The sequence below is a fragment of the Microcystis sp. LE18-22.4A genome (assembly GCF_027531105.1).
GTDB classification, from domain to species: Bacteria; Cyanobacteriota; Cyanobacteriia; order Cyanobacteriales; family Microcystaceae; genus Microcystis; species Microcystis aeruginosa.
The window spans coordinates 1-23,516 of record NZ_JAPZRB010000452.1 but is presented as its reverse complement, the minus strand read 5'-3'; the positions used below and the strand labels follow the sequence as shown (position 1 = coordinate 23,516).

The following is a 23,516-nucleotide window of genomic DNA, read 5'->3' as shown; positions in this document are numbered from 1 at the left end:
CCGGATTCGACAGGGGGGAAGGGTATCGGTTACTTCTGCGAGTCCCTGTGCCACCCGGTGCGCGAGGCGACAATCTTTCCCATCGAAATGAACGCATTCTTTTTCCGCGCAGGACGCGGCGAAGCGGAAGACTTCGGTGGGAGTGACGGGTTGAGCGAGTGCGAGAATTTCCGCGGTGACGGGTTGGATTTCCGGGAGATAGGCGACGCGGGGTTCCTCAACGGTTCCCGCTGCGATCCCGAAAATTACGCTATCCGGGGAATTTTCTCGCGCGCTAGGGCAAAGGGTAGGTGTCTGGTGCGGAAGAGATTTCATCAGTTTTATCCGCTTGTTCAATGGATAATTACGAGCGAATTGGTTAGGGAACACGATCGCAATCGTAATTGACTCTATAAATAGAAAAGTCTTGGCAAGAGTTGTCAGGCTTGTCGAGCTACTTCTCTGAATTTAATACTATGGAACCTCGCAAGAAAAAACAAGATATTTTTAAAGACTAATTGAACATAAAAAGATCATTTAAGTTCAAAAAATATAATCTAGGTTATTCTACATTGTTGAGAGAATAACCTTAAAGTACAACTGATCTCAGTATTCTTGCCGATCAAATTCGAGACAAAAATAAGTTAATTAAATTTCAAAATATATTTGCGTTTTGAATGTGTATCGTGGATGATTATGTTTAGTAAACCTCAAACATGAGATCAATCGATTATGGCTAACATCAAAGTCAGTGATTTACAAACGACCGATGAATTAAGAAACCTAACGAATGAAGAAGTCGGAATGCGAGGTGGTTTTTTTGGATGGGTTATCGCCGCTTTCGTGGTTGGATACGGTATCGGTCGAGCTTCAAAAGGCGGTCCGACCAATATATCTGTTTCTATTCCCACCGGTGGCGGCGGCGGTGGTGGTGGCGGTTTTTCGTTAGACTCTAACGTTGCACTCTATTAATGGTGTTTTAGAATAATTAAGGGGCGGGGTGAGCAATGCCCACCCCGTCCACAATTAATTACTTAACTCGTATTCTATCTCTTGAATCTTCTCCTTTACCCAGCCGTTAAACAAATCAACACCGATTTTCAGAGCCAACTCCTCGGTTAATTTTGGTTTAAGGATTTCCTCAACGAAAATCAGGTGAAAAGCTCGATCGCTCTCTTTATACTCTACCAAGACGCACTCAAGCGACATAGCGGATAATCTCTACTCCCGCGCCTTTATTCACCGCATCCTCGGCCTTCTGTAAAACTTCCGCAGTAACCGACTCGCTTAGATAATACTCCCCGCAATTCTGACAGACATCTGCGGGGACTTGTTTTAGAATCACGATACAATCATCTCTCTCTAAAGTAACAGTTACGAAACCCGATCGAGTCGTGCCGTGTTTACAGATCACACATTCCATAACTCTTATCTTCCCTTACTATGTTTGCGGGGTGAGTATTACCCACCCCGTCCACAATTAATTACTAAACTCGTATTCTATCTCTTGAATCTTCTCCTTTACCCAGCCGTTAAACAAATCGACACCGATTTTCAGAGCCAACTCCTCGGTTAATTTTGGTTTAACGATTTCCTCGACGAAAATCAGATGAAAACCTCGATCGCCTTGCAGCGGTTTCAACAATCGAGAAGAATCCGATGCGAAAATTGCGGCCGAAAGATTCGGTCGTAAATCCTTACGGTAAACAGTACCGCGATAACCTCCCTTGCGTCGTAATTCCACATCCTCGATATAGCGATGCGCTACTTCCTGAAAGCTGATTTCCTCCTCCTGAATCGATTCATACAACTCCTCCGCCATCGCCTGATCTGCTAACACTACCTCATAGATCACCGCGCCAGTATAATCTAGCTGGTGTTCCACAAAATAGGATTCAATTTTGTCTGCGAAAAGATGTTCGGCTAATTTACCCGATAGTAAATTGAATTGAACGATCTCCTCGAAATCATCTAGGGATAAGCCCTGTTTTTCCAACCAATTCCATGTATCTTTGGCGTTATGTAATTCATTGGCGAGACGGAATTGATCAGCCGCCTGTTGTAACTCGTCAGGTGTGTTTTTAATCCCCGCTTCCGTGGCGGTTTCGGTGATGATTTTCCGAGCGATAATTCCCTCGGCCATTTCGGGAACTTTCCCCGATAGCTTAAGCTGTTGGATAAGGTCTTGATTGCTGATGGTAATACTATGGGACATAATGACTCCTGAAACAGTTATGCAAAATTAATTTCCTAGTTGAGATAGGCAAGAGGGTTAGGGAGGGGTGTAAGTAATTTGGCTTTGATACCTAAAAAAACTAGAGTTTTAACCCATCTTTTTGCAGATCCTTAAAGGGATCGAGGATGTAATCGATCACCCGACGCTGACGGACGATCGCTTCTGCGGTAGCCGTATCCCCCGGATTGAGGGGAATACATTGATTTCCCTTTTGAATACAGGAGCGATCGAGTTGAATTTCTAGCTCGAAAACGTTAATTTTTCCGTTGGGCGTTTCCTTTTCGATCGCCGTCGGTGATTTCTTGGTGATCTTGCCGCCGATAATGCCGTAATCCTGAAAAGGATAGGCATCGAACTTGACTTTTACCGGCATACCCGCCCGGAGAAATTGACTTTGATCCGTGGGCATTTCTGCCTTGAGAATAAACCGCGATCCCTTCGGTGCTATCTCCGCAACCCGCGTTCCCGACTGCACCACCGCACCCGCGCGTTTAATCGGTAATGAAAAGATCGTGCCGTCGGTATTCGCCTTTAAAACCCTCTGACTTAGTTGGATTTGGAGCGCTTGCCGTTGGCTCTCGCTTTGGGCGATTTCCGATGCCAGTGTTGCGATCTCCGTGTCTAGATTGTTAATCTGCTCCTGTACCCTTAAGAGTGCCAACTCGTTGGAATGGCGGAGACTTTGATAACCCCGCTGCCGCTCCTGTAATTGCAGACGCGCTTGGGCGATATCCGCGCTCGTTTGTTGACTCGTCTGACGGTAGGTGCTTTCTAATTCCGCTAGTTTATGTTGATTTTCTTTGACCTCCGCTTTTCCCCGCTCGTAGAGTTGTTGGCGTTCCTTGGCATTGTCCTCACGCTCGATGAATTGCACCTCCGATATCGCGCCATCCTCCCACGCTTTTCGGTAGCGATCGACTTCTTTTAAAGCCGTTTCATAACGACTTTTGAGAATCGGGTAATCGGTCTGACTTTGTGCGAGGGCGGTTTTCGCTTGATTTACCCGCGCCTGTTGTTCTTCTAGGGATATTTTGGCCTTCTTGATTAATGCGTCCACATTCTCCCGCGCTTGTTCGATCGAGGCTTCTTTTTCCGCTGCTGCCGCGCGATTTTGTTGGCTTTGGGTGGTTAAAGAAATCTCTAACTGACTTTTGACAAGTTTCTGTTGGGAAAGACGGCTTTTTTGTCCTTCTATTTTCTCCTCGATTTGTTGTATTTCCTTGCCGATTAATGAGGAATCTAGGGTTAAAATCGGTTGTCCTGCTTTCACCTCTTGGCCTTCACGGACATAGATTTTTTCCACTTCTCCTGCGGTGATTGCGTCGAGTTTGACTGTTTCCCCTTGGGGTTCCAGTTTTCCTGGACCGACACCCGTTTCATCGACTTTTGAGAATATCGCCCAGGGGAGAATGATCGAGACGAAAATAATCAGAAAATAGAGTAAACCACGCGTCCAGGGTAGGGGTAAAGTATCGATCAATTCTTTGGTCTGGAAAGACCAGTTATCGCGCTCTCTGTCTAGATTGGTTGTCATAGTTATTCACTCAATTGATTAGAATTCAAATTACGGTAAATACCGGGACGGGCCATTAATTCTTCGTGGGTTCCACTATCGACTAATACCCCTCGATCGAGAACGAGAATACAATCCGCGTTCCGCACCGTAGAGAGGCGATGGGCGATAATCACCATCGTGCGATTCTGCCGAATTTTTTGGAGATTTGTTTGAATAATCCGTTCCGATTCGGTATCGAGGTGGGAAGTGGCTTCATCGAGGATTAATAACCGCGGCTCTCCCATTAGCGATCGAGCGATGGCGATCCGTTGTCTCTGTCCCCCGGAAAGTAGCCCTCCACCCTCGCCGATCTGGGTTTCGTACCCCATGGGCAGTGATTGAATAAACTCATGAATTCCCGCTAATTTCGCCGCTTCGATCACATTTTCTAGGGGGCGATCGGGATGTCCTAAACTGATATTTTCCCGAATCGTGGAACCGAAGAGAAAGGTATCTTGATCGACGACTCCCACCTGTTGCCGGAGGGAACTGAGGGCGATCGTACTCAGATCGTAACCGTCGATCGAGATTTTGCCGTCGGTGGGGGGATAGAGGCCGATCAGTAATTTCGAGATCGTGGTTTTTCCCGAACCGCTCCGACCGACGAGGGCAACGGTTTGACCGGGTAAAATTTCAAAACTGAGGTTTTCTAAAACATTGCGATCGCTGTCGGTGTGGTAGCGAAAGGTGACATTCTCAAAGCGAATATGTCCCTGTAATTCCGGGAGAAACTGACGGGAAAGTTCCTCTAAATTCTCCTCCGGCTTTGCGTCTAGTACATCGTTAATGCGCTCGACGGCGATATTGACTTCTTGAAATTGCGTCCAGAGAACGGTTAAGCGTTGAAAAGGCGCGATGATCTGGGCAAAAAGCATATTAAAGGCGATCAGTTGTCCGATCGATAATTGATTTTGAATCACTAGATAGGCACCGAAACAGAGTAACCCTGTCGTCGCTAAAGATTCGATCAGATTACTGAATATCTGGAGATTATTGCCGATGATCTGCCCGGAGAAATTTTTCTTGACCTCCACCGAGAAAAGGTCTTCCCAGTGCCAACGGGTTGAGCGCTCTGTGGCGGTAGATTTGACGGTACGAATACCGGTTAAAATCTCGATCAGGTAACTGCTTTCCTTAGCGATCGCCTGAAAAATATCCCGGGATATTCGCTGCAGAAAAGGGGTAGAAATTAACGCCAGCAGAAGGAACGGTGGCACGATCGCTAAACTGATCAGGGCTAATTGCCAGCTATAGCGGAACATCACCGCCACATACACGAAAACCGTTAATAAGTCAAGTAAAATCGAGAGAGCTTCCCCAGAGAGAAAACGCTGGATCTTGCGATTTTCCCCGACGCGGGAAATAATATCGCCCACATAGCGGGACTCGAAATAACCGAGGGGAAGGCTGAGGGTATGGCGGATAAAACCGGTGATTAATGCCGTATCGATGCGATTAGCGGTGTGATCGAGGAGATAGGCGCGTAAACCAGTAATTGCCACCCGAAAAACCCCGAAAATTAGCGCACCGATCCCCATCGCCCAAAGGGTGGTTAACGACCCCTGCACGATCACCCGATCGAGGATTAACTGGGTGAAAATCGGCGTAATTAAGCCGAATATCTGAATAAAGAGCGAGGCGACGAAAATTTCCAGCAGTACGAACCAATGGGGTTCCAGTAAGCGATAAAACTGCCAGAGAGAGGTTTTATCCTCTTTCGTGTCCCGAAATTTCTGGTTCGGTTGGAGCAGCAGGGTGAATCCCGTCCATTTACTGGCGAATTCGGCACGACTTAGGGTTAATTGCCCGATCGCTGGATCGCCGATAATCACCTGTTTGGGGGTAATTTTCCAGATCACAACGAAGTGTTTGCCTTCCCAGTGAGCGATCGCCGGTAGGGGCTGTTTCCCTAATCCCTCTAGAGTCGCTTTTACCGGACGGGTGGAGAGGCCGATATTTTCCGCCGCGGTGATCAGTCCCTTCAGGGATGCCCCGTCGCGGTTGACGTTGGCCATTTCCCGCAAACGGTTGACGCTGATTCTTTTGCCCCAATAACGGGCGATCATGACTAAACTGGCCGCCCCGCAATCGGAGGCGGACTGTTGCTCGAAGAAGGGATAACGGCGGAGGGATTGACCGATCCAGTGACCTAACCGCCGCGCCGGAGAGGGAAAATAGGTTTGATCGCTTTTTTTGTCCGTTTCTTCTGCCTTCATCCCAAGAAGTTGCTCAATTTCCCGCGCCCGTTGTAGTAATGTTTTTTTCAGGGCGGGGTGTTTTTTCAGGATCGGCCTCAGGGCGGACTCGGGGATAAGAAGTAGTTCCGCCTTCGCCGAGACTCGAACCGAGTAGGGAAGAAAACCCGATCGGGGAAAGAGGGAGAATTCTCCGAAAAATTCGCCAGTTTTGAGCGCAATCATCTCTTTTTGCTGCGAGTTCGCTATACGAACTTTGCCGCCAACGACTAGGTATAACCCCGACTGTACGGGCAGTGTACCTGCTTCGGGAGAGAGGGCGATCGCCGTTTTCTGGAGACTCCGCCACTGGGTTTCGGACAGGAATTCCGGCCAGGGATTGACGAGGCTGTGAGTATCGAGCATAGTTGTTTTAAGCTTTGGCTGAAGGAGAAAGATCGACGATGCGGAGCGGCTGTAGCTGTTTGCGGAGGCGATTGATGTGGGTGGGGGTGAGTGCAACCCCGAATTCTTTCTCTAGATGCCGCGCTAAGCAAACTCCCGACCATCGCTTAAAGGAATAGCCGAAATCCCGGGGGGATTTACTAATCAGTTCCTTCAGGCGATCGAGGTAAGGTTGATCAACTTTTGAAGGGCGACCGCGGCGGTATTTCTGCCAGCGATCGATCTTGCCACTCTCGGCGATCAGTATCCATTTACTAGCGGTGGCGGCAGTACAATCGAGAAGCTTACGGATCTCGCCCTGGGATTTGCCCTCGTCAGCGAAAAGAATGATTTGAATCCGTTTGCGATCGATATCGGGGATATTTGGTTCTGTTAAGATTTCGAGGAGTTGCTGACGTTGGGATGAGGATAGATATTTACCGGTGCTTGATGACATAGCCTTTGCAACTATAAGTAAAAGCAGACGCATGGAGGAGCGTTGAGGCAAGAAAGTTGTACTAAGTTGTACGATGGGCTGAATTCGCTGGGCGACGATCTCTTTCGCTGTCCTTAAATTATTATTTCGGCTGCAAAAGTGAACATTACGGAGTCTATTAAATTCTTTTTCTCTCGCCCGATCAAACCTCTCTAACACCTAACCCCCATCACCCCCCGCAACGCGCACGCAGTGACCACCCCATCTCCCTATCTCCCTATCTCCCTATCTCCCCACTAGCCACTGATAACTGATAACTGATAACTGATCACTGATTGCTGACTACTCAAAATCGTTATGACTATGATATAGTTGTTAAGGAATGTAAAAATAGTTGCATTTTCCCAGAAACTAGATTAAGGAGATTAAAAGTATGACCGCCGAAGGTTGCTTAAGAGTCGGACAAGCGGCGCCGGATTTCACCGCGACCGCCGTTTTCGATCAAGAGTTCAAAACCATCAAATTATCGGATTATCGGGGTAAATACGTCGTTTTATTCTTCTATCCCCTCGATTTTACCTTTGTTTGCCCCACGGAAATTACCGCTTTCAGCGATCGAGTTAGCGAATTTAGCAGTATCAACACCGAGATTTTAGGGGTGTCCGTCGATAGTGAATTTGCTCACCTCGCATGGATTCAAACCGAGAGAAAATCCGGCGGTGTGGGGGATGTGGCCTATCCGTTGGTGTCGGATCTGAAAAAAGAAATCAGCACCGCTTACAATGTTCTTGATCCTGATGCGGGGGTATCCCTGCGTGGTCTGTTTATCATCGATAAAGAAGGTGTTATCCAACACGCTACTATTAATAATCTTTCCTTCGGTCGCAGTGTCGATGAAACCCTCCGCACTCTGAAAGCGATTCAATACGTCCAATCCCATCCGGATGAAGTTTGTCCCGCCGGTTGGCAAGAAGGGGATGCTACCATGGTTCCCGATCCTGTGAAGTCAAAAGTTTACTTCGCGGCAGTTTAGTTAAAAATCCTCAGAAGTCCCTCCGCTATAGATGGGGGGAGACTTTTAAGGGGGGCGAAATAATTCGCCCCTCATTTTAATCGGAAAATTTTCTGGAAAATTGGCCCCATTAGCCATGACCTCATCTAGAATACTGGCCAGACAAGTCTAGAAAGAGTCACGGCGATCTATGACTAACAGTAATTATGATTCCGAGTTGACAGTTTTGGGATTACCCGCGGCCAAAGGTAGATGGTTATTAATACCTCTAGGAATGGGTGTTTTACTCTGTTTAGGGACGGTGTACTCTTGGAGTATCTTTAGAAAACCCCTAGAAACAGAGTTAAATCTCAGCGCCACGGAAAGCTTACTACCCTACACTGTGGCCCTAGTGTTTTATGCCGCTTCTATGCCGATCGCCGGTTTTTATATCCCCCGGGTAGGCACTCGCAGAATGACCGCTATCGGCGGAATTATCGTCGGTTTAGGCTATATTCTCGCTAGTTTTGCCGCTCAGATCCAGACAATTATTCTGACCTACGGAGTCATTGCTGGCACGGGAGTCGGCATCGCTTACGGTGTTCCCATGGCAGTGGTGGCACGCTGGTTTCCCGACAAAAAAGGTTTAGCGGTGGGTTTAACCATCATCGGATTTGGCCTTTCTCCCCTGATTACCGCACCTTTAGCCAATCGATTAATCAATGAATATAGCGTTAGACCAAGTTTAAGATTTTTGGGGATTATCTTTACAATAATTATTATGATTATTGCCCTCGCCATGAAATTACCCCCCCAGGACTGGCAACCTCCCGCCAATTTAGCTAATCGAAAATCCGACTTTCAGGCTAATTATCCAGTGAATATGCTGAAAAGTCGCTCATTTTATGGCTTATGGCTTTGCTATGCTATTGGTGCTTTAATTGGCTTGAGTGCCATCGGTATTTCTAGTCCTGTGGCTGAGGAAATTATCCAGATCGAGCCGGGGTTAGCCGCTAGTAGTGTTGCGCTATTTGCCTTGTTTAATGGTATTAGTCGTCCTTTGTTCGGTTGGTTTAGCGATCGCTGGAAACCCCATTATCTAGCGATCGGGGCCTATACACTCATTTTGATCGGTTGTCTGTTGATGGTCAAGGCTGAAAAAGGGGCGGTTACTAGCTATCTAGTGGCTTTTTGTCTATTTTGGTTCTGTTTAGGGGGATGGTTAGCCTTAGCTCCCGCTACCACTCTCCACTTCTTTAATCCTGACCACTACGCCCAAAATTACGGTATTGTTTTTACTGCCTACGGTGTTGGTGCTTTGATCGGAACTTTAGTAACCGGTAGAATTCGCGATTGGTTCGGTACTTACACTTATGCTTTTTATGCCATGGCTGTATTGGCAATACTGGGTATTTTTCTCGCGAGTGCCTTACTGAAAAGAGAGCGATCACAGCTATCAAATCCCAGCTAGTGGAGTTTTACATTGGACGATATAGGTCTTTTAATCGCTCTTTTTCGGGGTGATGGTCGATCTTGAATCAAATCTCGGTTTTCCTCGAGGAAAGAAATTAACTGATCATCAGGGATTTCTTGGAACTCGCCAGTGTTCAATAAAACAGTAGCCATGGTAAATCGGACTCCTGAATATTCGTCTTGATCGCTATCAAAGCAGTCCTCGACTAATCATACCAAATCCCTTTGTAATAGTGTGATTAACTCTCAAGTTATGAATTGTTTCTCCCCACACCCCACACCCCACACCCCACACCCCACTATCCTATACTTTTTAAACAGGATTTAGTATCAGGGGGTGTTTGCAGCTCTCAATAATTGTCACCTAACCGCTCAAAATTGCCTTTATTGCTGGGATTTTTTCGGCCACTGCTGACGGCGATAACTGCTATACTGCCCATGAACATTGACCAGATAGGGAACTAGATAAGTCAGTGATGCAGCCATCCAGCGATCGCTTGTCATGCGGCCACTGACTATAGCATAACCGTGGTTAATTGTCAATAAAATTGTCCCCACTACCACAGCCACTCTTATCCCAGTGGGAGCAAATTGGGGGGATAATAAAGCATGAAAATAGCCGATAATTCCCTTCATTGCCTATAAATCGCACTCTATCAGGCGAGTAAAACAAAAAGTCACCATTTTTAACCCGTAGGGAGACTTCCACCAGAGAGCGGGAAAACAGCCTTCAGGAGCTGCTAGACTAAAATCCCAGTGATCATAATCATCGATACGCCACTGATCTTTATCGCGCCATCCTACCAATTCCCCAAATTTTTTAATCGTTTCCGCATCTTGGGTTCGCAGGGTGTTAATATCACCCCCGGCGGCAAAATATAACTTCACCTGATTGCTAAAACCGAAATGATCGCCGCTATAATTTTTCCAAAGGCGATCGAGTACCCGAATCACATTAACAGGAAACCGCATCATATCCTCTGGGGTTAAAGTATCGCGGGTTCTGCCAGCAGCTTCGAGGATAACTCGGAGAGTTTCTGCGTCTGCCTCCCTAAAGTTCCCCTCAGCTAGGAATTGCTGTAATTTACCATAGCGCTCGATGTCCGGTACTAACATCTGCCGCGCTTCGATGAGGGCAACCCGTTCGGTTAAAGATTGCAATTGAGCTAAAATATCCTGAAGTTGGGCGTTAATATCTGACATAAATGTAAAGGGGTTTGTTGAATGCAAAAATTACCGATTTATCGGCAAAATAATTATTGATTTACCGCTTCTAATCTTGACTTAACAAAGCGATTCATCCATGCTTCTAGATAGATGCGATTGGCTTTTTGTTCTTTTAAATCTGTGGTAGTTAAAGGGTAAGGTGCTAATCCTTGAATGGCTGCCGTTGTTACACAAAACATCGACTTTTGAAAAGTTTCGCAGATCTGGACTAATAAATCTTCTTCTTGACGAAAACTCTTTTTATAAATGTCGTGCAGATAATCTGGTAAAAAGTGACGCATATCCTGCATTAATAGTGTGGGAGGAATCCCTGCACCTCCGATGGGTAAAGGATCCGCATACAAAGCACCATAGGCAAACATTCCTTGATCGTAGGGAATTTGATAGGCTTGGGCATTATAGGAAATTGTACCGGGGAAAGGTGTTCCGCGAAAGAAAACCGCCTCAACGTAGGGGATTGCCGTATCCGCAAGAAAGGTTAATCCTGCCGATTTGGGGATCAGATCATAGGTTTGTCCTTTTATTTTTACTTTATAGACAATTGCTTGACTAGCATTATCGACTAAATTTTTCTTAATGTGTGCCACCACTGCGGGAATACTGGTAATTTTTCCGGCATCGTAGAGATCGGATAAACTTAAAAAAGCATCGGCCATAATTCGCCAAAATTGACCTAAACCGCTATAGTAGGCCATCATCCGCATTTGTTCTGGCAAAAATTCAGGAAAGACTTTATTTAAACTTAAAACTAGGGGATTATTCCTAAATTTGGACTGAATAACCTTGGCTGTCACTTCCCGAAAAGCAGCACTATCTACATAACTATCTAAACCACCCCCACCATGCCAAAACATGGCTTTCATACAGTATTCAGCATACTCAAAATTAATGCGATTATGCCACCAGTGTTGTAGTAATTTCTGCCAAGATACTTGACCATTAAAATATTTAAAGAAAGGGAAAAAGACCAAAAACTGATTTTCCGCAATATAAATTAAATTTTTGGAATAAGCATCTAACACCACTCCGTAACTTTTCAGGATACCCACTACCTCGATCAAATTCTGGGGAGTATCTTTTAACAATGCTTCCCCAGCCGTGAGACGATCAATATAGGATGCTAGGGGATGAGAGGAGGACTTGACAGGGATAGTGACCATGCTAGAAGCTTGATAAAATAACTTTCCTGATCTATTTTAACGCATAAAAGCACAACCAATTAGCGGCGGTGGCACGGCGAGTCATGCGGGGATTGAATTCGCCAATTTTATAACCGGTAAACCCCAATTTATCTTTTAATAATTGTTTATTTTCTGGCAAGATCGATCGAGTTAATTTTACTGTTGGAGGACGATTGGCAATAAAATCCGGGGGTTGAGGATATTCACAGCGCCAATCTTCCTCTACTTGACTATTATCCCATTTTCCTTGACTTTCATCGTAACGATAACCTAAAGTTTGCCAAACCAATTTATTAACGGTTTCGTCGTCAATTTCATCGTTAATAATCGCCCAAATTGTCTCTATATTTAATTCTGGTAGTTCCATAGATCAAGTAAATGGGTGATGGGGTGTGGGGTGTGGGGTGTGGGGTGTGGGGTGTGGGGTGTGGGGAGAATAAATAAAATAATCTCCTATCTCCTGACTCCTATCTCCTGACTCCTGACGACCGACTCCTGCCTACGGTTAAAATAACTGGTGAATAACATCATTGATCATCGCGTAAGCGTAGCCTATTTTGCCTCCTTCTAACGCCAAAATTATTTTTATCTTAACTATCGGTGTGGTGTCGGTTTCTGCATCGGCAATTTTTATCCGGTTAGCGATCGAAGCGGTAGGTAATGCTACGATCGCATTTAGTTTATTTTTAGCGACTTCTCGTCTGATATTGGCTTCTGTTGTCCTAATTCCGAACTGGTTTACCTTATCACGCCAAAAAGTCCCTGTTCAAGCCTATTATTACGCAGTGGGAGCGGGATTTTGTTTAGCTCTCCATTTTGCTACTTGGATTAGTTCTCTATCTTACACATCGATCGCCGCTTCTACCACTTTAGTCACCACTAATCCCCTCTGGGTTTCTCTGTTGGGTTGGTGGTGGTTTCGAGAAAAACCGACAAAATTAACTTTTATCGGCATTTTTGTGGCTCTAACGGGGGGATTATTGATTGTTTTAGCCGATCGAGATCTCAGTAGTTCTTATCCTAACCCTTTATTGGGCAATAGCTTGGCTTTAATTGGGGCGATTCTCGTTAGTGGTTATATTCTCCTCGGACGGGAAGCACAAAGAAAGGGCTTAAATATTAAGAATTATATAACTGTAGCCTACACTACCGCAGGATTAGCTTTATTACCTTCTATTTTTTTATTCGGTCAAGGTTACGAAAGCTATCCCTTATCCGTGTATGTTTATGTGTTAATGATGGCGATTTTTCCGCAATTAATCGGTCATACTAGCTTTAACTGGGCTTTGCGATGGGTAGCACCGACAATAGTAACCATGGTAATTTTATTAGAGCCAATCGCCGCTAGTCTGTTAGGAGTGTTCATTTTTGGTGAAATACCAGCCCAAGAAGTCATTTATGGCGGATTAATTCTGTTAATCGGCGTAGGCATTGCTATTTTAGGCGGATAAGCTTGTTAGTGTATCTAATATTACCGGTTAAGTGTGATCTTGATCGCAGATGATGATCACAGACAAAAGCTAGATTAGTGTACAATGCTAACTGCATGAGAGTTTAGACAATCTGACTCACTTGAGAAATAGGGTTTTCGGGGGATTAATTCCCTGACCAGAGTTAGAAATATCCGATCATCTGGGTACTCTGTAGTTGAGAGCTAAAAAAAGCCAGTGGTTTTCAGGAAAAACGGGGAGGGTTGAAAAGTGAAATCAAAAGGGAAGGGGATACAGTTAAAACTGCCGTCGTACGAGTCAGGTTTCTCGATGTTAGAAGTGATAATTGCCATTTTAACTATTACCGCTTTCTTAACAGGAACCTTACAGTTAATGGCAGTGAATGCCTTATATAAAGTTCGGGCAGAAAGACAAACTAAAGCTAACTTTTGGATTCAAGAAGACTTTGAGAATGTCAAAGCTTTAGCTTCGAGTTTAGATGTCAACTCCATTCCTGCCAACCCTAATGTCAGTGATGATGTATGTACAAATATCGCTCAGGGTTATGCCACAGCTTTAAGAAAACAACTAACTGCTACTACCGTCCCCGACCGAGAAATTGTCGGTAAAAAATATTCTCTCGTTCGGACTTTTAATATTACTAACCAAGAGGATAATCCTCATCGTCTCCGTATAGAGTATGAAGTGAGATTAGCTGATCCTAAAACTGCTAACGATTACCCCAACCAAGAAAATGTTATTGCTAAAAGTTCTGTCGAGGTGATTCCCGATGCGTCGTTTAAATGTCCATAAAAATCAGGGTTTTACCCTGTTAGAAATTTTGATAGCTTTGGCAATTGCGGGAATTCTTGCCGCCTTAACCGGACCTAATTTATTAGCTTGGTTAAATAGCAATAGAGTCCAAGAAGCCACCGATTCTATACAATCAGCCCTACGGGATGCCCAAAAACAAGCTATCCGTCGAGGGAGGAATTGCACGATTAATTTTACTAACGGGACTGGCACTGGTCCCACGGTTTACCAGCAAATAAAGGCCAATGAACCGGGTTGTTTAGTGGCGGCTAATGCTAATGGGGGTTCCTTAAGTCTGCCGCAGGAAATATTTATGGTGGTGAGGAATTTTCCCACCCTAGGCGGCAGTCCGGGGGTACAGTTTTCCTTTCGGGGTCATGTGCCGGGGTTAACCTTTGTTCCGCGGGCAACCCAAGCGATAATCGTATTATATCCCGCCGCCAATGCCACCGCCGATCCCTATCCCAACCAAGAAAGAAAGTGTATAGTTATCGCTTCTCTGTTAGGAATAGTTAAACAAGGCACTTATAACGACACTTCTCTAACTAACCTCGCTTCTCTAACTAACCTCGATGCCAGTAAATGTCAAATCCGTCTGGATGGAACCCAACCCTAATCAGCTTCTCAAGGCAACACACCCACCCCTGTGCAGTTAATCACCCCGTGCAGGATCGCAGAATCCAACCCAGTAAGACTCCGATACCACCAAAGCGGACAATTTGCCAAAAAACCTCCCCCAGCAGTCCGCGACGGATTCCTTCCCAGAATAGGCGCTTTAATTCCCCTTCTTTCAGTAAATTGCTTTCTAAAATTACCTCTAATTCTTGAATCTGTTCGCGAATTTGTGCCAATTCCTTTTCTAGTTCAGGTAGGGGATTTTCCCGCCATTGGGGTTCTATTTGGCTAAATTGCGCCTCTAGGTCTTTTTTTTGCTGTTCTGCTTCGTTGATCTGTCGATAACGGTCTTTTAGTGCTGCGATCGCCGCTTCGACTTCTTCAATCGCTTGGGTAAATTCCGCCGATTCATCGTTAGGGTATGGGTTTTCTTCTAAGGACATGGACTCGATCCGATTTCCTGCGTCTAAACTATAGTTATAGACGATTTTACGGTTTTACGAAACCTTTTGATTATGATTCCATCCCCTGTCTCTTCCTCATCTCAGACTGTTGATGATCTATCTACCCTGGAATTGGCGCGGATTTTAGCGGAACGTTTGGCGATCACACCGATTGACTGGCATCGTCTGAAAGCCAATCGTAATGCTCGGGCCGCCGAACAATTAGGGACGGCTTTGGTGTTTTTATTAGATAATCAGCCAGAAGAAGCACTTCCTCGGCTACAACAGGCTACAGGCTGGCTTGATCGCTCGATTTCTGCTCCTCCCTGTCCTTCTCACGGTCATGGTCCTTAGGTGAACCACCGTTCCTGTTTAATTTGTTTACAAAGTTTCAGTTGGGTTCCTTGTTGATTCCAGTGAACTTGGTCGAAGATTTGATATAACATACACAGTCCTCGGCCATTTTCCGCTTCTTCGGGGGGAAAATTGGGACAATCGCAACTACAGCCATGATGGTGACAACCTGGCGTAAATCCACAACCTTCGTCGGTAATTACCCAAGAATACTCGTCTTTACTGCTGGAAAAGTGAACGACCACGGTTTTGCTGGGATCGAGATGATTGCCGTGTTTAGCGGCATTAACTAAAGCTTCTTGCAATCCTAATCTAATTTCTGGTTCTAATTCTTCGGGAATACTAGCGGTCAATAAATCTAAAATCGGACAAAGATACAAGGTGGAAGCGAAACTCATGGTGTTCCAGCTTCGTTTGCTTGTTGGCAGTGAAATAGCAATCACGCGCTTTACCTCTAGCTTTTATTCAATGACTGTTCTCTTACAGAAAGATTAAGGTCTCTTAACCGTCGATCTAGATGATTGCCATACCTAATGAGTCATGTTTTATCCCTTTTCTGTCTCTGAGATTGATTAGATATTTTTATGATTGATCTACAAACCAATCGAGAATCAAGGCCACTTTGAGCGGGTAATTAATCAAAAAAGTAGTTGACTGGAACGGTCTTTAATATGCTATTATCCTTACCCATTGACTTTTCAGCTATAAACGGCTAAAGTGTCGGGTTTTTCCTCCTATTTCATCCTACCATATTCGCTGTTTTTTGTCTAAGAAAAGCGGCGCATTCGACGTGGGGAGTTTGGGGAAAGAAATCAGCTGTTTGCACTTCTAGCAGTTGATAATCGCCTGTTTTACAGAGATATTGCAAGTCTCTGGCTAAAGTTGCACTTTGACAACTGATATAAACAATGCGTTGACTTTGCAGCCGTAACAGACTATCGAGGACAGATCGATCGCAACCTTTGCGGGGCGGATCGAGTAGAATAATGTCGGGTTTAACTGTCAGTTGCGGTAAAGTTTTTTCTACTGCCCCCAAAATAAAAGTTGTGTTGGTAATATTATTTAATTGGGCGTTAATCTTGGCTCGATCGAGGGAAAAGCTATAGGATTCTAGTCCAATCACCTCTTTAACCCGTTTAGCGAGGGGTAAAGTAAAAGTACCGATGCCACAGTAGGCATCAATGAGAATTTCTTCACCTTTAAGGTCTAATTTCTGACAAATAACCGCAAATAAAGCCTCAGCAGCCTCTGTATTAACCTGAAAAAAGGTATCGGCAGCCAATTGATAGGTTAATCCGGCGAACTTTTCGGTAATATAGTCCCTTCCGGCGATAGTTGTGGTCTGAGCGCCAAAAATAGCATTACCTCGCTCGGGGTGATAATTCACGGTTACACCGACTAAATTGGCGTATTTTGCCAGCCATTGCCGCGCCTGTGCCTCAATTCCCTGTAAATTATTATCAGTACTAATCAGGGTTAATAAAATTTCTCCCGTGTGGCGGCCAATTCTTAGGGATAAATGGCGTAATTGTCCTTGGTGGGTCTTTTCATCGTAAATTGACCAGCCTTGACCCTGAATATCCTGTTTTATCTCTGCTAGAAACGGATTTAAAGCCTGATCTTGAATCGGACATTGATTGAGATTAATCAGATGATGGCTGCCGCGACGATAATAACCTGCTTGCACATTGCCGGTGGGGGAAAATCCGAGGGGATAGGTAGCTTTATTGCGATAAGCGAGGGGAGAATTACCGGTGAGGGGAGGATAAACCAAAGGATCGCTAAAACCGCCAATTCTGGTTAATACCTCTTGTACCTGCTCTTTTTTGACCAGGCGCTGAAATTGATCCTCGATGTGTTGCCATTGACAGCCACCACATTTATCGGCGACGATGCAGCGGGGCCGGATACGATGGGGAGAAGCTTGTAGAATAGTTTGTAGTTTGCCGATCGCATGACTTTTTTTGATATAGGTGATGCGAGTTTGAATGCGATCGCCAATGACCGTATCCGGCACAAAAATCACCTGTCCTCGGTATTTTCCCACACCTTCGCCCGTATGGTTGAGGTCGGTAATCTCGATCTCGATTAAATCACCTTGTTGCATAGTTAGGGAAACCAGTTTTCATCCAGGGTTTCTGCTGGGGTAATAATGACTTCTATAGGAATTTCTTGCCTGCTCAATTTCGAGACTATTTGCCTAGCTTTTCCATAACAAGAATCGAAAATTTCGAGGAGATAAGGTTTTAAACTAGGACTGTCTTCCAGCAGATCGGCAATTTCAACTCGAAAATTAATAATTGCCGCTTCCCATTGATTAGCATTATACTCTCTTTCCGTCTGCCAATAAACTAACTTGAGCAGATGCGCTAATAATTGAATTAACAAACTTTTGAGAGCGTGTCGATTATTTTTTCCCATACTTGCTAATTCCTCGATCAGATTAGTCCAGTCAACCGAGGCAAAATCTTCCCGTCGTAATTGGTTAACGGTTGTCTCGATCCATAGCTGAAAATCTCGATCGTATAAGCTGATCTTCGAGATCGGTATTTGAGCGGTCATGGGAGGTAAACAGTAAAAACAATCCAACTCTATTCTACAATCAAAAATTAATTTTTCTAAAATCCTAGATCAGCTTTGGCAATTTTGGCCGCCGCTAATACTTCCTCATCGGGTAATTCTCGCCAGTCGGTCGCACCTATTTCAGCATAGAATTTTTGATCGTAGGCGCGAGTACGAATTACTACCGGCATAGGGACCGCATGACCTAAAACTAAAGCCTGTTGTTTTGAGTCTAATTTCGCTAAAACTGATCGCAAACTTCCCCCTCCAGAAACTCCAGTAAATATGGCTTCGATGTCCTTTTCATCGTTTAATAAACAGGTGATTCTTGTCCCTACCTGAGACATAACTTCGTTATCAATTCCTGAAGGTCTTTGATCGACAATTAAGAGAGTAACAAAGTATTTTCGCATCTCCCTGGCGATGGTTCCAAAAATAGTTTGATGCACCACGGCAGAATCTAAAAATCGATGAGCCTCTTCAATGGTAATCACTAACTGTTGCGGCCGATCAACGGGGTTTTTAGTTTGTAAAAAATATTCAGCTTTTTTCACATAATTAGCATGAATCCGACGGGTGATCATATTGGTGGCTAACATATAGGAAAGCATATTACTTTGGGAGCCAAATTCAATGACAACGTGCTTACCTGCATCTAAAGCTTGTAAAACCTGATCGATATAATTGTGGGGACAAGCACTTCTTAAATATTTCAAACTATCTAGACGCATTAATTTTCTCTGGAGGGACATGATTGATCCCGCATGGCCTTGTTTTTCCGTACAGAAGATTTTAATATCCTCGTTACTCATATTTAATAACTGAGTAATCCAAGATTCTCCATACTCGTTATAGAGAATATTGGCATTATCTAAACTAGCTTCCGAGATACCTAATTCCCGACCGATTAAACGAATATCCTCGATTTCAATCTGATTATAACTTAAGAATAATTCCTGCGCTCCTCGTACTCCCCGGCGTTTGGTAGAATCGGGATCGAGGGTATAAATTTCCACCTGTCCGGGGAATAATTGACATAATCCTTTCACCGTAGAAACATCCTTCCCTTCTTTCATCGCTTCCCAACCGTATTCCGAGTGCATATCAAACATGAGGTTAACCCCTGCTTGTTTGCGAATAATGCCCGAAATTAGTAATCTGGTTAAAAAGGATTTTCCCGTCCCGGATTTGCCAAAAACACCGTTACTACGTTCCACAAAGCGATCGAGATTAATACATATTGGCACGTCCATGTCAAGGGGTTGACCAATAGCAAAATTCTTTCTGGTGGGATCATCTTCCCAACCGAAAACCATGCGAAAATCCTGCTCACAAGCTTCATAAACTTGGCTAAAATGGGCGGGAATAGTTTTAACTGGCAGTAATTCTAAATCGGCGCTAGTTTGGGGTTGAAAAGAGCCTAAGGAAGTGTCAGAAACTGCCGGGGAATTACCTCCAGTCGGAGTCAGAGAGACCCCGGCTTGAAAAGCCGGGGCTTCCTCTGACTTCGTCAGAGAGACCCCGGCTTGAAAAGCCGGGGCTTCCTCTGACTTCGTAAACATGAGCATAGGTAATAGTTCAATAGTACCATAAGTACCGCTACCCGCCAAAACATCGCGCATAAAACTATCATCGGGATGGGGAGGATTCGCGATAATCCGGGGACTGGAGTTACCCAGGGAGACATCGGTGAGGAGACAGAAAAAACGCGATCGAGTGCCTTGCACCACCAAAAACTTACCGACGCGCATATCTTCCACGGAAATATCCGGATAAAGACGGATTTCTAAACCTTCACTCAGGGAACCTTGAATAACCGATCCGAGGGGTTGTTCACTCATGCTAACCTTGATTTGTGGCGATCTATCTCCCTATTCTGTCACTTTTCCGTTAATAAGTGCAAACTCGATCGGGTACAGTAAACAGTAATCAGTGATCAGTAAACAGTAAAAAGACAGTAGGAAACTGGAAGATGTACCAGACTAAGGCTGAATCCGCCGTATTAAATACTTCCCACTTAATACATACTGCACACTTAAAACTCAAATCTGATAACTGATAACTGATAACTGATAACTGATAAAGGGGTTTAAGAAAAAAAATCCAGTTTATGAACGGGAAGCAAGGAAATAGCCAAGGGAGAAGAGAATGCCACTAAAAAAGTGAAGATTAACCGCTATAAACTTGCAGTTACTGACTAGCTGAGGTTGGTCGTGATTTTGGTTAACGTGGTTGACTAATTGCCAAGCGAAAGGGAGACTAAGGAAGATTAAAAGGCTGAGAGGGGGATAAACTTGCAGCAGGACAAAAACTACCGTTAAAACGTAAACGAGAACCGTGACTACGGTTAAAACTCTAGAACCTTTTAAAGTACCCAAACGGGCAATAGGTGATTTTTTACCCGCTTTGAGATCATCGGCGACTTGATGGAAATGGGAACAAAAAAGGATGATAGAAGTGGTAATCCCGATAATAATTGAAGCCGCTAGACTAGAGAGAGAAAAAGCACCGACTTGCGAATAGTAGGCAGCGGCAATCGCCAAGGGTCCAAAAGTAAAGAAACAGATAATTTCACCTAATCCTTGATAACCGAGGCGGAAGGGAGGCCCTTGATAGGTATAGCCCAAAAAACAGCAGAGGGCGATTAATTCTAGGATAGTCCAATCGCCTCGCCCATAACTAATAGCAAAAATACCAGCGATGCCTAATAATAGAAAAAGATTACTCAGCCAGAAAATTAAAGATTTGTTACCGGTTAAATTAACAATCGAATGGGCCTTATTGACATCGATCCCGGTATCGGCATCAAAAACATCATTACTGAGATTTAACCAAGCGAGAATTAAAATAGCTGAGAGGATAAAAGTGGCAAAAATCGGGGGAGAAAATAGACCTGTTTCCTGATAAGCGATCGCTGTTCCCAGAATAATCGGTATAATTGCCACACTATACATTGGTGGTTTAATGGCTGCTAACCAGAGTTTTTGGGGCGAGGGAGTGGTGACAGTATCGGTGGTCATAGTTAGGGTTTGCTGACAAAGTTTTTCCTAGGCGTAGGGTGTAGGGTGTGGGGTTTTACCGATTTTCAGGGGGTCAATTAGCTAATTTTCAGGGAAAAAGTCCTTGAATTTCCCCTGACTACTGACGACCGACTCCTAACCCTAACAACAATTTTTGATTTTTACCAGAGGTCTGATCATACCTCGGTTTTAAGGATATTTTACTCAAAAATAGAGATAAATAGACTAAAGCCGGGTAAGACATCCTCTCCGCTTAAATTAGCCGGTAGTTCCATAATTTCTACGGGTTGCTGAGGACGATAAATTTCCACTTGTTGTTGTTGAGGATTAACTAGCCAACCTAATCGCAAACCACTGTGGAGATATTCCCGCATTTTAGCTTGAATTTCCGGGAGGGAATCGCTACGGGAGCGCAGTTCAATGACGAAATCGGGACAAATAGGCGGAAATTTCTCCTGTTCTTCTCGACTCAGAGCTTGCCAACGAGTTAAACTCACCCAAGCGGCATCGGGAGCGCGATCTCCGCCCTTCGGTAAACGAAAAATCGTCGCCGAACTAAAGACTTTACCCAATCGGGTTTGACGGTTCCAGATACCTAAGTCAATGATAAAATCGGCCTCTCGGTTGCCGCTAATTCCCCCAACAGGTGGCATGACAATTAATTCTCCTTGAACGTTTCTTTCCAGTTGCCAATCTGGGTTAACTTGACAGAGACGGTAAAACTGCTCATCGCTGAGATTGACTGTATCTAAGTTTAAAATCACTGCTGCCATGGCTATATTTCGCCCTAGAAAACACTCTAGTCTTAATTATAGTCAATTAGGGCTGGCTGAATAAATCTAAAAACCTTGCTGGATAAGAGTTTTAGACTTTTTTGAAATCCAAAAGTACCAGATATGGGAGTGATCAGGGGGAAATTCAGCTACTTTTTCCCTGAAAATTAGGTAATTGACCCCCTCAAAATCGGTAAAACCCCACACCCCACACCCTACACCCTACACCCTGCTTCTAGGAAAAACTTTTTCAGCAGACCCCAATTAGATTCCCCGCCAGATTGCGATCGCACCGTCTTGATCTCCAGTGACTAACCAACGACCATCATGACTGGCAACCATTCTTAGGATGACGTTTCCCTTCAGGGTATTCAAGCGCCGACGGGTATTAACATCCCAAAATTTGACGGTTCCATCCCCGGAAGTGCTGGCCAAAACTTTGCCCCCATCGAGCAGGGCCATATCGGTAACAGCGTCGTTATGGGCGAGAATAGTAGTGGTGCCGATGCCGCTTTTCACTTGCCAACTGCGGATCGAACCGTCTTGACTAGCAGTACCGGCGATATTACCATCCTTGGAAAAAAGCACCCGATAAACGGGGAATAAATTACCCGCATAGGCCCGAATAAAGCGACCGGTACTCACTTTCCACAGTTTAACGAAGCCATCGTAATCGGCGCTAACAATTCCTTCACCATCGGGACTAAATGCGATCGCCTGAATCGGATGATTATGGCCGCGCAGGGTTTTTAACAGTTTACCCGTCTGAAAATCCCAGAGTTTAACTGTACGATCCCAGCTACCCGTGGCCAAAATTTCGCCATCGGGAGAAATAGCGGCATCAGTAACGAGAAAAGCATGGCCAGGATAGGTCATTTCTAATTTTCCCGTGCGCGTATTCCAGCGTTGCACTTTTCCCCCCGCATCGGCAGTTACGAAAGTCTCACCATCGGGACTAAATTGGATAGCGTTAACGGTATCACCTAGTTGCCAAGTCCTGAGAGGTTTTTGGGTTTTTAGGTCCCATTCCCTAACCGTGCCGTCAAAACTACCACTTAGCAGCAAGGAGTTATCGGGACTAATGGCCAAAGCATAGATGGGATCCTGATCGGCTTTTAAAATAGTAACCCGTTCGACCATCTGCCAAGGAACGATTTCTGCTAGGGGAGACGCTTGCGGAGTGGTGGTTTTCTCTTTTTCCCGATTGACTGCACAACCACCGGATAGCAACAGCAGCAATAATAACGATAACGTCGGTTGATAAAGGGTTATTTTCATAGAATTTTGCCGTTGTCAAAATCAACTTAAACTACTTTAAACTTGAATGGGTAAAATTTGAATAGAATAACGACAACTAGGAACAAGATAAATGACAAATTCTTGATTGGTTGTGTTGGCTTCTTCTAGAACATTCTGTAAATTTTCACCGTGAGCAATCACTCCTTTTTCATTATAAGCAATGTATTGATTTTTATATAAATCAATCACGGTGTCACGATTTTTGTTTAACCAACGTAACATTTCTTGGGCTTGTTCTTGAGAGATTGAGTTGGTCATAATCTTTCTAGGGAGAAGGGAGCAGGGAGGCAGGGAGGCAGGGAGGCAGGGACAGGGAGCAGGGAGCTAGGGAGCTAGGGAGCTAGGGACTAGGGAGTAGGGAGGATTGTATGATTGTATGGCTCTAGAAGCCATAAAAATAGAAAAATCGTAGAGGAGTTAAGAGACGTTGCTACTAGGATTCAAGACTGAGTTAAAACTAAATAATCAACAACGCTCATTATTAGCCCAACACGCAGGAACCGCACGTCAT

At 44.7% G+C, this 23,516-nt stretch carries 28 protein-coding genes and 1 pseudogene; 9 read left to right on the top strand and 20 right to left on the bottom strand.

The annotated features are described in order from the left end of the window. Window positions 1–315 (bottom strand): nitrogen fixation protein (locus tag O9295_RS19940; protein ID WP_288034798.1); only part of this gene is annotated, 315 nt, incomplete at its 3' end. Window positions 316–711: 396 nt separating this feature from the next. On the opposite strand from O9295_RS19940, the gene O9295_RS19935 reads away from it, so the two are divergent. Beyond that, a complete protein-coding gene (locus O9295_RS19935) occupies window positions 712–951 on the top strand; it encodes a hypothetical protein (RefSeq protein ID WP_110580154.1) in 240 nt (79 codons plus the stop codon). A gap of 54 nt (window positions 952–1,005) precedes the next feature. Here the strand turns inward: O9295_RS19935 and O9295_RS19930 are convergent, their stop codons facing one another. From O9295_RS19930 to O9295_RS19905, 6 genes are all read right to left on the bottom strand, one after another. Next, window positions 1,006–1,188 carry a hypothetical protein gene (locus O9295_RS19930; RefSeq protein WP_288034796.1) on the bottom strand — a complete coding sequence of 61 codons (183 nt, stop codon included), beginning with the start codon at window positions 1,186–1,188 and terminating at the stop codon, window positions 1,006–1,008. Then, window positions 1,178–1,402, bottom strand: a complete 225-nt coding sequence (locus O9295_RS19925; protein ID WP_288034792.1) for a type II toxin-antitoxin system MqsA family antitoxin — start codon at window positions 1,400–1,402, stop codon at window positions 1,178–1,180. The genes O9295_RS19930 and O9295_RS19925 overlap by 11 nt, the downstream gene beginning before the upstream one ends. A 57-nt stretch (window positions 1,403–1,459) precedes the next feature. Further along, entirely contained in the window at window positions 1,460–2,194 is a 735-nt protein-coding gene (locus tag O9295_RS19920) for a peptidylprolyl isomerase (protein WP_288034791.1), read from the bottom strand. Between the two features lie 100 nt (window positions 2,195–2,294). After that, window positions 2,295–3,749 (bottom strand): beta-barrel domain-containing protein, encoded by a 1,455-nt coding sequence (locus tag O9295_RS19915; protein WP_288034789.1) that lies wholly within the window; start codon window positions 3,747–3,749, stop codon window positions 2,295–2,297. A 2-nt stretch (window positions 3,750–3,751) separates the two neighbouring features. Further along, the gene (locus tag O9295_RS19910; protein ID WP_288034787.1) at window positions 3,752–6,370 is read right to left on the bottom strand and encodes an ABC transporter transmembrane domain-containing protein; all 2,619 of its coding nucleotides are present in this window, start codon (window positions 6,368–6,370) and stop codon (window positions 3,752–3,754) included. 7 nt (window positions 6,371–6,377) lie between these two features. Beyond that, entirely contained in the window at window positions 6,378–6,845 is a 468-nt protein-coding gene (locus O9295_RS19905) for a helix-turn-helix domain-containing protein (RefSeq protein WP_288034785.1), read from the bottom strand. 412 nt (window positions 6,846–7,257) lie between these two features. On the opposite strand from O9295_RS19905, the gene O9295_RS19900 reads away from it, so the two are divergent. Further along, window positions 7,258–7,857 carry a peroxiredoxin gene (locus O9295_RS19900; RefSeq protein WP_002752469.1) on the top strand — a complete coding sequence of 200 codons (600 nt, stop codon included), beginning with the start codon at window positions 7,258–7,260 and terminating at the stop codon, window positions 7,855–7,857. A gap of 169 nt (window positions 7,858–8,026) precedes the next feature. Beyond that, entirely contained in the window at window positions 8,027–9,286 is a 1,260-nt protein-coding gene (locus tag O9295_RS19895) for an L-lactate MFS transporter (RefSeq protein ID WP_288034784.1), read from the top strand. 386 nt (window positions 9,287–9,672) lie between these two features. On the opposite strand, the gene nrtS is transcribed toward O9295_RS19895, so the two are convergent. The 4 genes from nrtS to O9295_RS19875 are packed head-to-tail and all read right to left on the bottom strand — an operon-like array spanning window position 9,673 to window position 12,063. Further along, window positions 9,673–9,924 (bottom strand): nitrate/nitrite transporter NrtS, encoded by a 252-nt coding sequence (nrtS, locus tag O9295_RS19890; RefSeq protein ID WP_288034783.1) that lies wholly within the window; start codon window positions 9,922–9,924, stop codon window positions 9,673–9,675. Between the two features lie 3 nt (window positions 9,925–9,927). Next, a complete protein-coding gene (locus tag O9295_RS19885) occupies window positions 9,928–10,491 on the bottom strand; it encodes a GUN4 domain-containing protein (protein WP_288034782.1) in 564 nt (187 codons plus the stop codon). 53 nt (window positions 10,492–10,544) lie between these two features. After that, entirely contained in the window at window positions 10,545–11,675 is a 1,131-nt protein-coding gene (locus tag O9295_RS19880) for a CO2 hydration protein (RefSeq protein WP_288034781.1), read from the bottom strand. A gap of 31 nt (window positions 11,676–11,706) precedes the next feature. Next, window positions 11,707–12,063, bottom strand: coding sequence for a DUF1823 family protein (locus O9295_RS19875; protein WP_288034778.1), 357 nt, complete (start codon window positions 12,061–12,063; stop codon window positions 11,707–11,709). A gap of 190 nt (window positions 12,064–12,253) precedes the next feature. Here O9295_RS19875 and O9295_RS19870 point away from each other — a divergent pair, with 190 nt between their 5' ends. The 3 genes from O9295_RS19870 (at window position 12,254) to O9295_RS19860 (ending at window position 14,555) form a co-directional block, all read left to right on the top strand. Continuing rightward, window positions 12,254–13,147 carry a DMT family transporter gene (locus O9295_RS19870; protein WP_288034776.1) on the top strand — a complete coding sequence of 298 codons (894 nt, stop codon included), beginning with the start codon at window positions 12,254–12,256 and terminating at the stop codon, window positions 13,145–13,147. A gap of 309 nt (window positions 13,148–13,456) precedes the next feature. Beyond that, a complete protein-coding gene (locus O9295_RS19865) occupies window positions 13,457–13,939 on the top strand; it encodes a type 4 pilin (RefSeq protein WP_288034773.1) in 483 nt (160 codons plus the stop codon). Then, window positions 13,917–14,555: a pilus assembly FimT family protein gene (locus O9295_RS19860; protein ID WP_288034771.1), complete on the top strand. Its 639-nt coding sequence runs from the start codon at window positions 13,917–13,919 to the stop codon at window positions 14,553–14,555. Before O9295_RS19865 ends, O9295_RS19860 begins: the two co-directional genes overlap by 23 nt. Before the next feature lie 40 nt (window positions 14,556–14,595). On the opposite strand, the gene O9295_RS19855 is transcribed toward O9295_RS19860, so the two are convergent. Continuing rightward, window positions 14,596–14,997: a sll0565 family protein gene (locus O9295_RS19855; protein WP_288034769.1), complete on the bottom strand. Its 402-nt coding sequence runs from the start codon at window positions 14,995–14,997 to the stop codon at window positions 14,596–14,598. A gap of 72 nt (window positions 14,998–15,069) precedes the next feature. On the opposite strand from O9295_RS19855, the gene O9295_RS19850 reads away from it, so the two are divergent. Beyond that, window positions 15,070–15,351, top strand: a complete 282-nt coding sequence (locus O9295_RS19850) for a DUF6439 family protein (RefSeq protein ID WP_288034768.1) — start codon at window positions 15,070–15,072, stop codon at window positions 15,349–15,351. Here O9295_RS19850 and O9295_RS19845 read toward each other — a convergent pair. The 8 genes from O9295_RS19845 to O9295_RS19810 all read right to left on the bottom strand — a co-directional run bounded on the left by O9295_RS19845 (window position 15,348) and on the right by O9295_RS19810 (window position 23,263). After that, a complete protein-coding gene (locus O9295_RS19845) occupies window positions 15,348–15,749 on the bottom strand; it encodes an ATP-binding protein (RefSeq protein WP_002798232.1) in 402 nt (133 codons plus the stop codon). The genes O9295_RS19850 and O9295_RS19845 overlap by 4 nt on opposite strands. A 341-nt stretch (window positions 15,750–16,090) precedes the next feature. Then, window positions 16,091–17,458 carry a 23S rRNA (uracil(1939)-C(5))-methyltransferase RlmD gene (gene rlmD, locus O9295_RS19840; RefSeq protein ID WP_288034766.1) on the bottom strand — a complete coding sequence of 456 codons (1,368 nt, stop codon included), beginning with the start codon at window positions 17,456–17,458 and terminating at the stop codon, window positions 16,091–16,093. A 2-nt stretch (window positions 17,459–17,460) separates the two neighbouring features. Next, the gene (locus O9295_RS19835) at window positions 17,461–17,913 is read right to left on the bottom strand and encodes a DUF29 domain-containing protein (protein ID WP_288034764.1); all 453 of its coding nucleotides are present in this window, start codon (window positions 17,911–17,913) and stop codon (window positions 17,461–17,463) included. A gap of 56 nt (window positions 17,914–17,969) precedes the next feature. Continuing rightward, window positions 17,970–19,754, bottom strand: a complete 1,785-nt coding sequence (locus O9295_RS19830) for a helicase HerA domain-containing protein (RefSeq protein WP_288034762.1) — start codon at window positions 19,752–19,754, stop codon at window positions 17,970–17,972. Between the two features lie 267 nt (window positions 19,755–20,021). Beyond that, entirely contained in the window at window positions 20,022–20,933 is a 912-nt protein-coding gene (gene menA / locus O9295_RS19825) for a 2-carboxy-1,4-naphthoquinone phytyltransferase (RefSeq protein ID WP_288034760.1), read from the bottom strand. Between the two features lie 200 nt (window positions 20,934–21,133). Then, window positions 21,134–21,706, bottom strand: coding sequence for a Uma2 family endonuclease (locus O9295_RS19820; RefSeq protein WP_002798225.1), 573 nt, complete (start codon window positions 21,704–21,706; stop codon window positions 21,134–21,136). A 264-nt stretch (window positions 21,707–21,970) separates the two neighbouring features. Further along, complete coding sequence (locus O9295_RS19815) at window positions 21,971–22,984, bottom strand: WD40 repeat domain-containing protein (protein ID WP_288034757.1); 1,014 nt, start codon at window positions 22,982–22,984, stop codon at window positions 21,971–21,973. 36 nt (window positions 22,985–23,020) lie between these two features. Further along, window positions 23,021–23,263 (bottom strand): DUF5678 domain-containing protein, encoded by a 243-nt coding sequence (locus O9295_RS19810; protein ID WP_002763698.1) that lies wholly within the window; start codon window positions 23,261–23,263, stop codon window positions 23,021–23,023. A 114-nt stretch (window positions 23,264–23,377) separates the two neighbouring features. Between O9295_RS19810 and O9295_RS27950 the strand changes: the two are divergent. Together O9295_RS27950 and O9295_RS19805 are read left to right on the top strand one after the other, a co-directional pair. Next, window positions 23,378–23,455: pseudogene (locus O9295_RS27950) on the top strand (IS607 family transposase); the annotation flags it as partial. Beyond that, the coding region (locus tag O9295_RS19805; RefSeq protein WP_288034799.1) for a helix-turn-helix domain-containing protein at window positions 23,433–23,516 on the top strand (84 nt) is incomplete at its 3' end. The pseudogene O9295_RS27950 and the gene O9295_RS19805, both read left to right, overlap by 23 nt.

What these genes read in the sequence shown, in the direction of transcription:
- nrtS (WP_288034783.1), bottom strand. Translation starts at nt 9,924, where the DNA reads ATGAAGGGAATTATCGGCTATTTTCATGCTTTATTATCCCCCCAATTT.
- O9295_RS19895 (WP_288034784.1), top strand. Translation starts at nt 8,027, where the DNA reads ATGACTAACAGTAATTATGATTCCGAGTTGACAGTTTTGGGATTACCC.
- O9295_RS19810 (WP_002763698.1), bottom strand. Translation starts at nt 23,263, where the DNA reads ATGACCAACTCAATCTCTCAAGAACAAGCCCAAGAAATGTTACGTTGG.
- O9295_RS19925 (WP_288034792.1), bottom strand. Translation starts at nt 1,402, where the DNA reads ATGGAATGTGTGATCTGTAAACACGGCACGACTCGATCGGGTTTCGTA.
- O9295_RS19875 (WP_288034778.1), bottom strand. Translation starts at nt 12,063, where the DNA reads ATGGAACTACCAGAATTAAATATAGAGACAATTTGGGCGATTATTAAC.
- O9295_RS19910 (WP_288034787.1), bottom strand. Translation starts at nt 6,370, where the DNA reads ATGCTCGATACTCACAGCCTCGTCAATCCCTGGCCGGAATTCCTGTCC.
- O9295_RS19880 (WP_288034781.1), bottom strand. Translation starts at nt 11,675, where the DNA reads ATGGTCACTATCCCTGTCAAGTCCTCCTCTCATCCCCTAGCATCCTAT.
- O9295_RS19835 (WP_288034764.1), bottom strand. Translation starts at nt 17,913, where the DNA reads ATGACCGCTCAAATACCGATCTCGAAGATCAGCTTATACGATCGAGAT.
- rlmD (WP_288034766.1), bottom strand. Translation starts at nt 17,458, where the DNA reads ATGCAACAAGGTGATTTAATCGAGATCGAGATTACCGACCTCAACCAT.
- O9295_RS19865 (WP_288034773.1), top strand. Translation starts at nt 13,457, where the DNA reads ATGTTAGAAGTGATAATTGCCATTTTAACTATTACCGCTTTCTTAACA.
- O9295_RS19920 (WP_288034791.1), bottom strand. Translation starts at nt 2,194, where the DNA reads ATGTCCCATAGTATTACCATCAGCAATCAAGACCTTATCCAACAGCTT.
- menA (WP_288034760.1), bottom strand. Translation starts at nt 20,933, where the DNA reads ATGACCACCGATACTGTCACCACTCCCTCGCCCCAAAAACTCTGGTTA.
- O9295_RS19860 (WP_288034771.1), top strand. Translation starts at nt 13,917, where the DNA reads ATGCGTCGTTTAAATGTCCATAAAAATCAGGGTTTTACCCTGTTAGAA.
- O9295_RS19885 (WP_288034782.1), bottom strand. Translation starts at nt 10,491, where the DNA reads ATGTCAGATATTAACGCCCAACTTCAGGATATTTTAGCTCAATTGCAA.
- O9295_RS19815 (WP_288034757.1), bottom strand. Translation starts at nt 22,984, where the DNA reads ATGAAAATAACCCTTTATCAACCGACGTTATCGTTATTATTGCTGCTG.
- O9295_RS19830 (WP_288034762.1), bottom strand. Translation starts at nt 19,754, where the DNA reads ATGAGTGAACAACCCCTCGGATCGGTTATTCAAGGTTCCCTGAGTGAA.
- O9295_RS19915 (WP_288034789.1), bottom strand. Translation starts at nt 3,749, where the DNA reads ATGACAACCAATCTAGACAGAGAGCGCGATAACTGGTCTTTCCAGACC.
- O9295_RS19820 (WP_002798225.1), bottom strand. Translation starts at nt 21,706, where the DNA reads ATGGCAGCAGTGATTTTAAACTTAGATACAGTCAATCTCAGCGATGAG.
- O9295_RS19845 (WP_002798232.1), bottom strand. Translation starts at nt 15,749, where the DNA reads ATGAGTTTCGCTTCCACCTTGTATCTTTGTCCGATTTTAGATTTATTG.
- O9295_RS19930 (WP_288034796.1), bottom strand. Translation starts at nt 1,188, where the DNA reads ATGTCGCTTGAGTGCGTCTTGGTAGAGTATAAAGAGAGCGATCGAGCT.
- O9295_RS19905 (WP_288034785.1), bottom strand. Translation starts at nt 6,845, where the DNA reads ATGTCATCAAGCACCGGTAAATATCTATCCTCATCCCAACGTCAGCAA.
- O9295_RS19850 (WP_288034768.1), top strand. Translation starts at nt 15,070, where the DNA reads ATGATTCCATCCCCTGTCTCTTCCTCATCTCAGACTGTTGATGATCTA.
- O9295_RS19855 (WP_288034769.1), bottom strand. Translation starts at nt 14,997, where the DNA reads ATGTCCTTAGAAGAAAACCCATACCCTAACGATGAATCGGCGGAATTT.
- O9295_RS19935 (WP_110580154.1), top strand. Translation starts at nt 712, where the DNA reads ATGGCTAACATCAAAGTCAGTGATTTACAAACGACCGATGAATTAAGA.
- O9295_RS19900 (WP_002752469.1), top strand. Translation starts at nt 7,258, where the DNA reads ATGACCGCCGAAGGTTGCTTAAGAGTCGGACAAGCGGCGCCGGATTTC.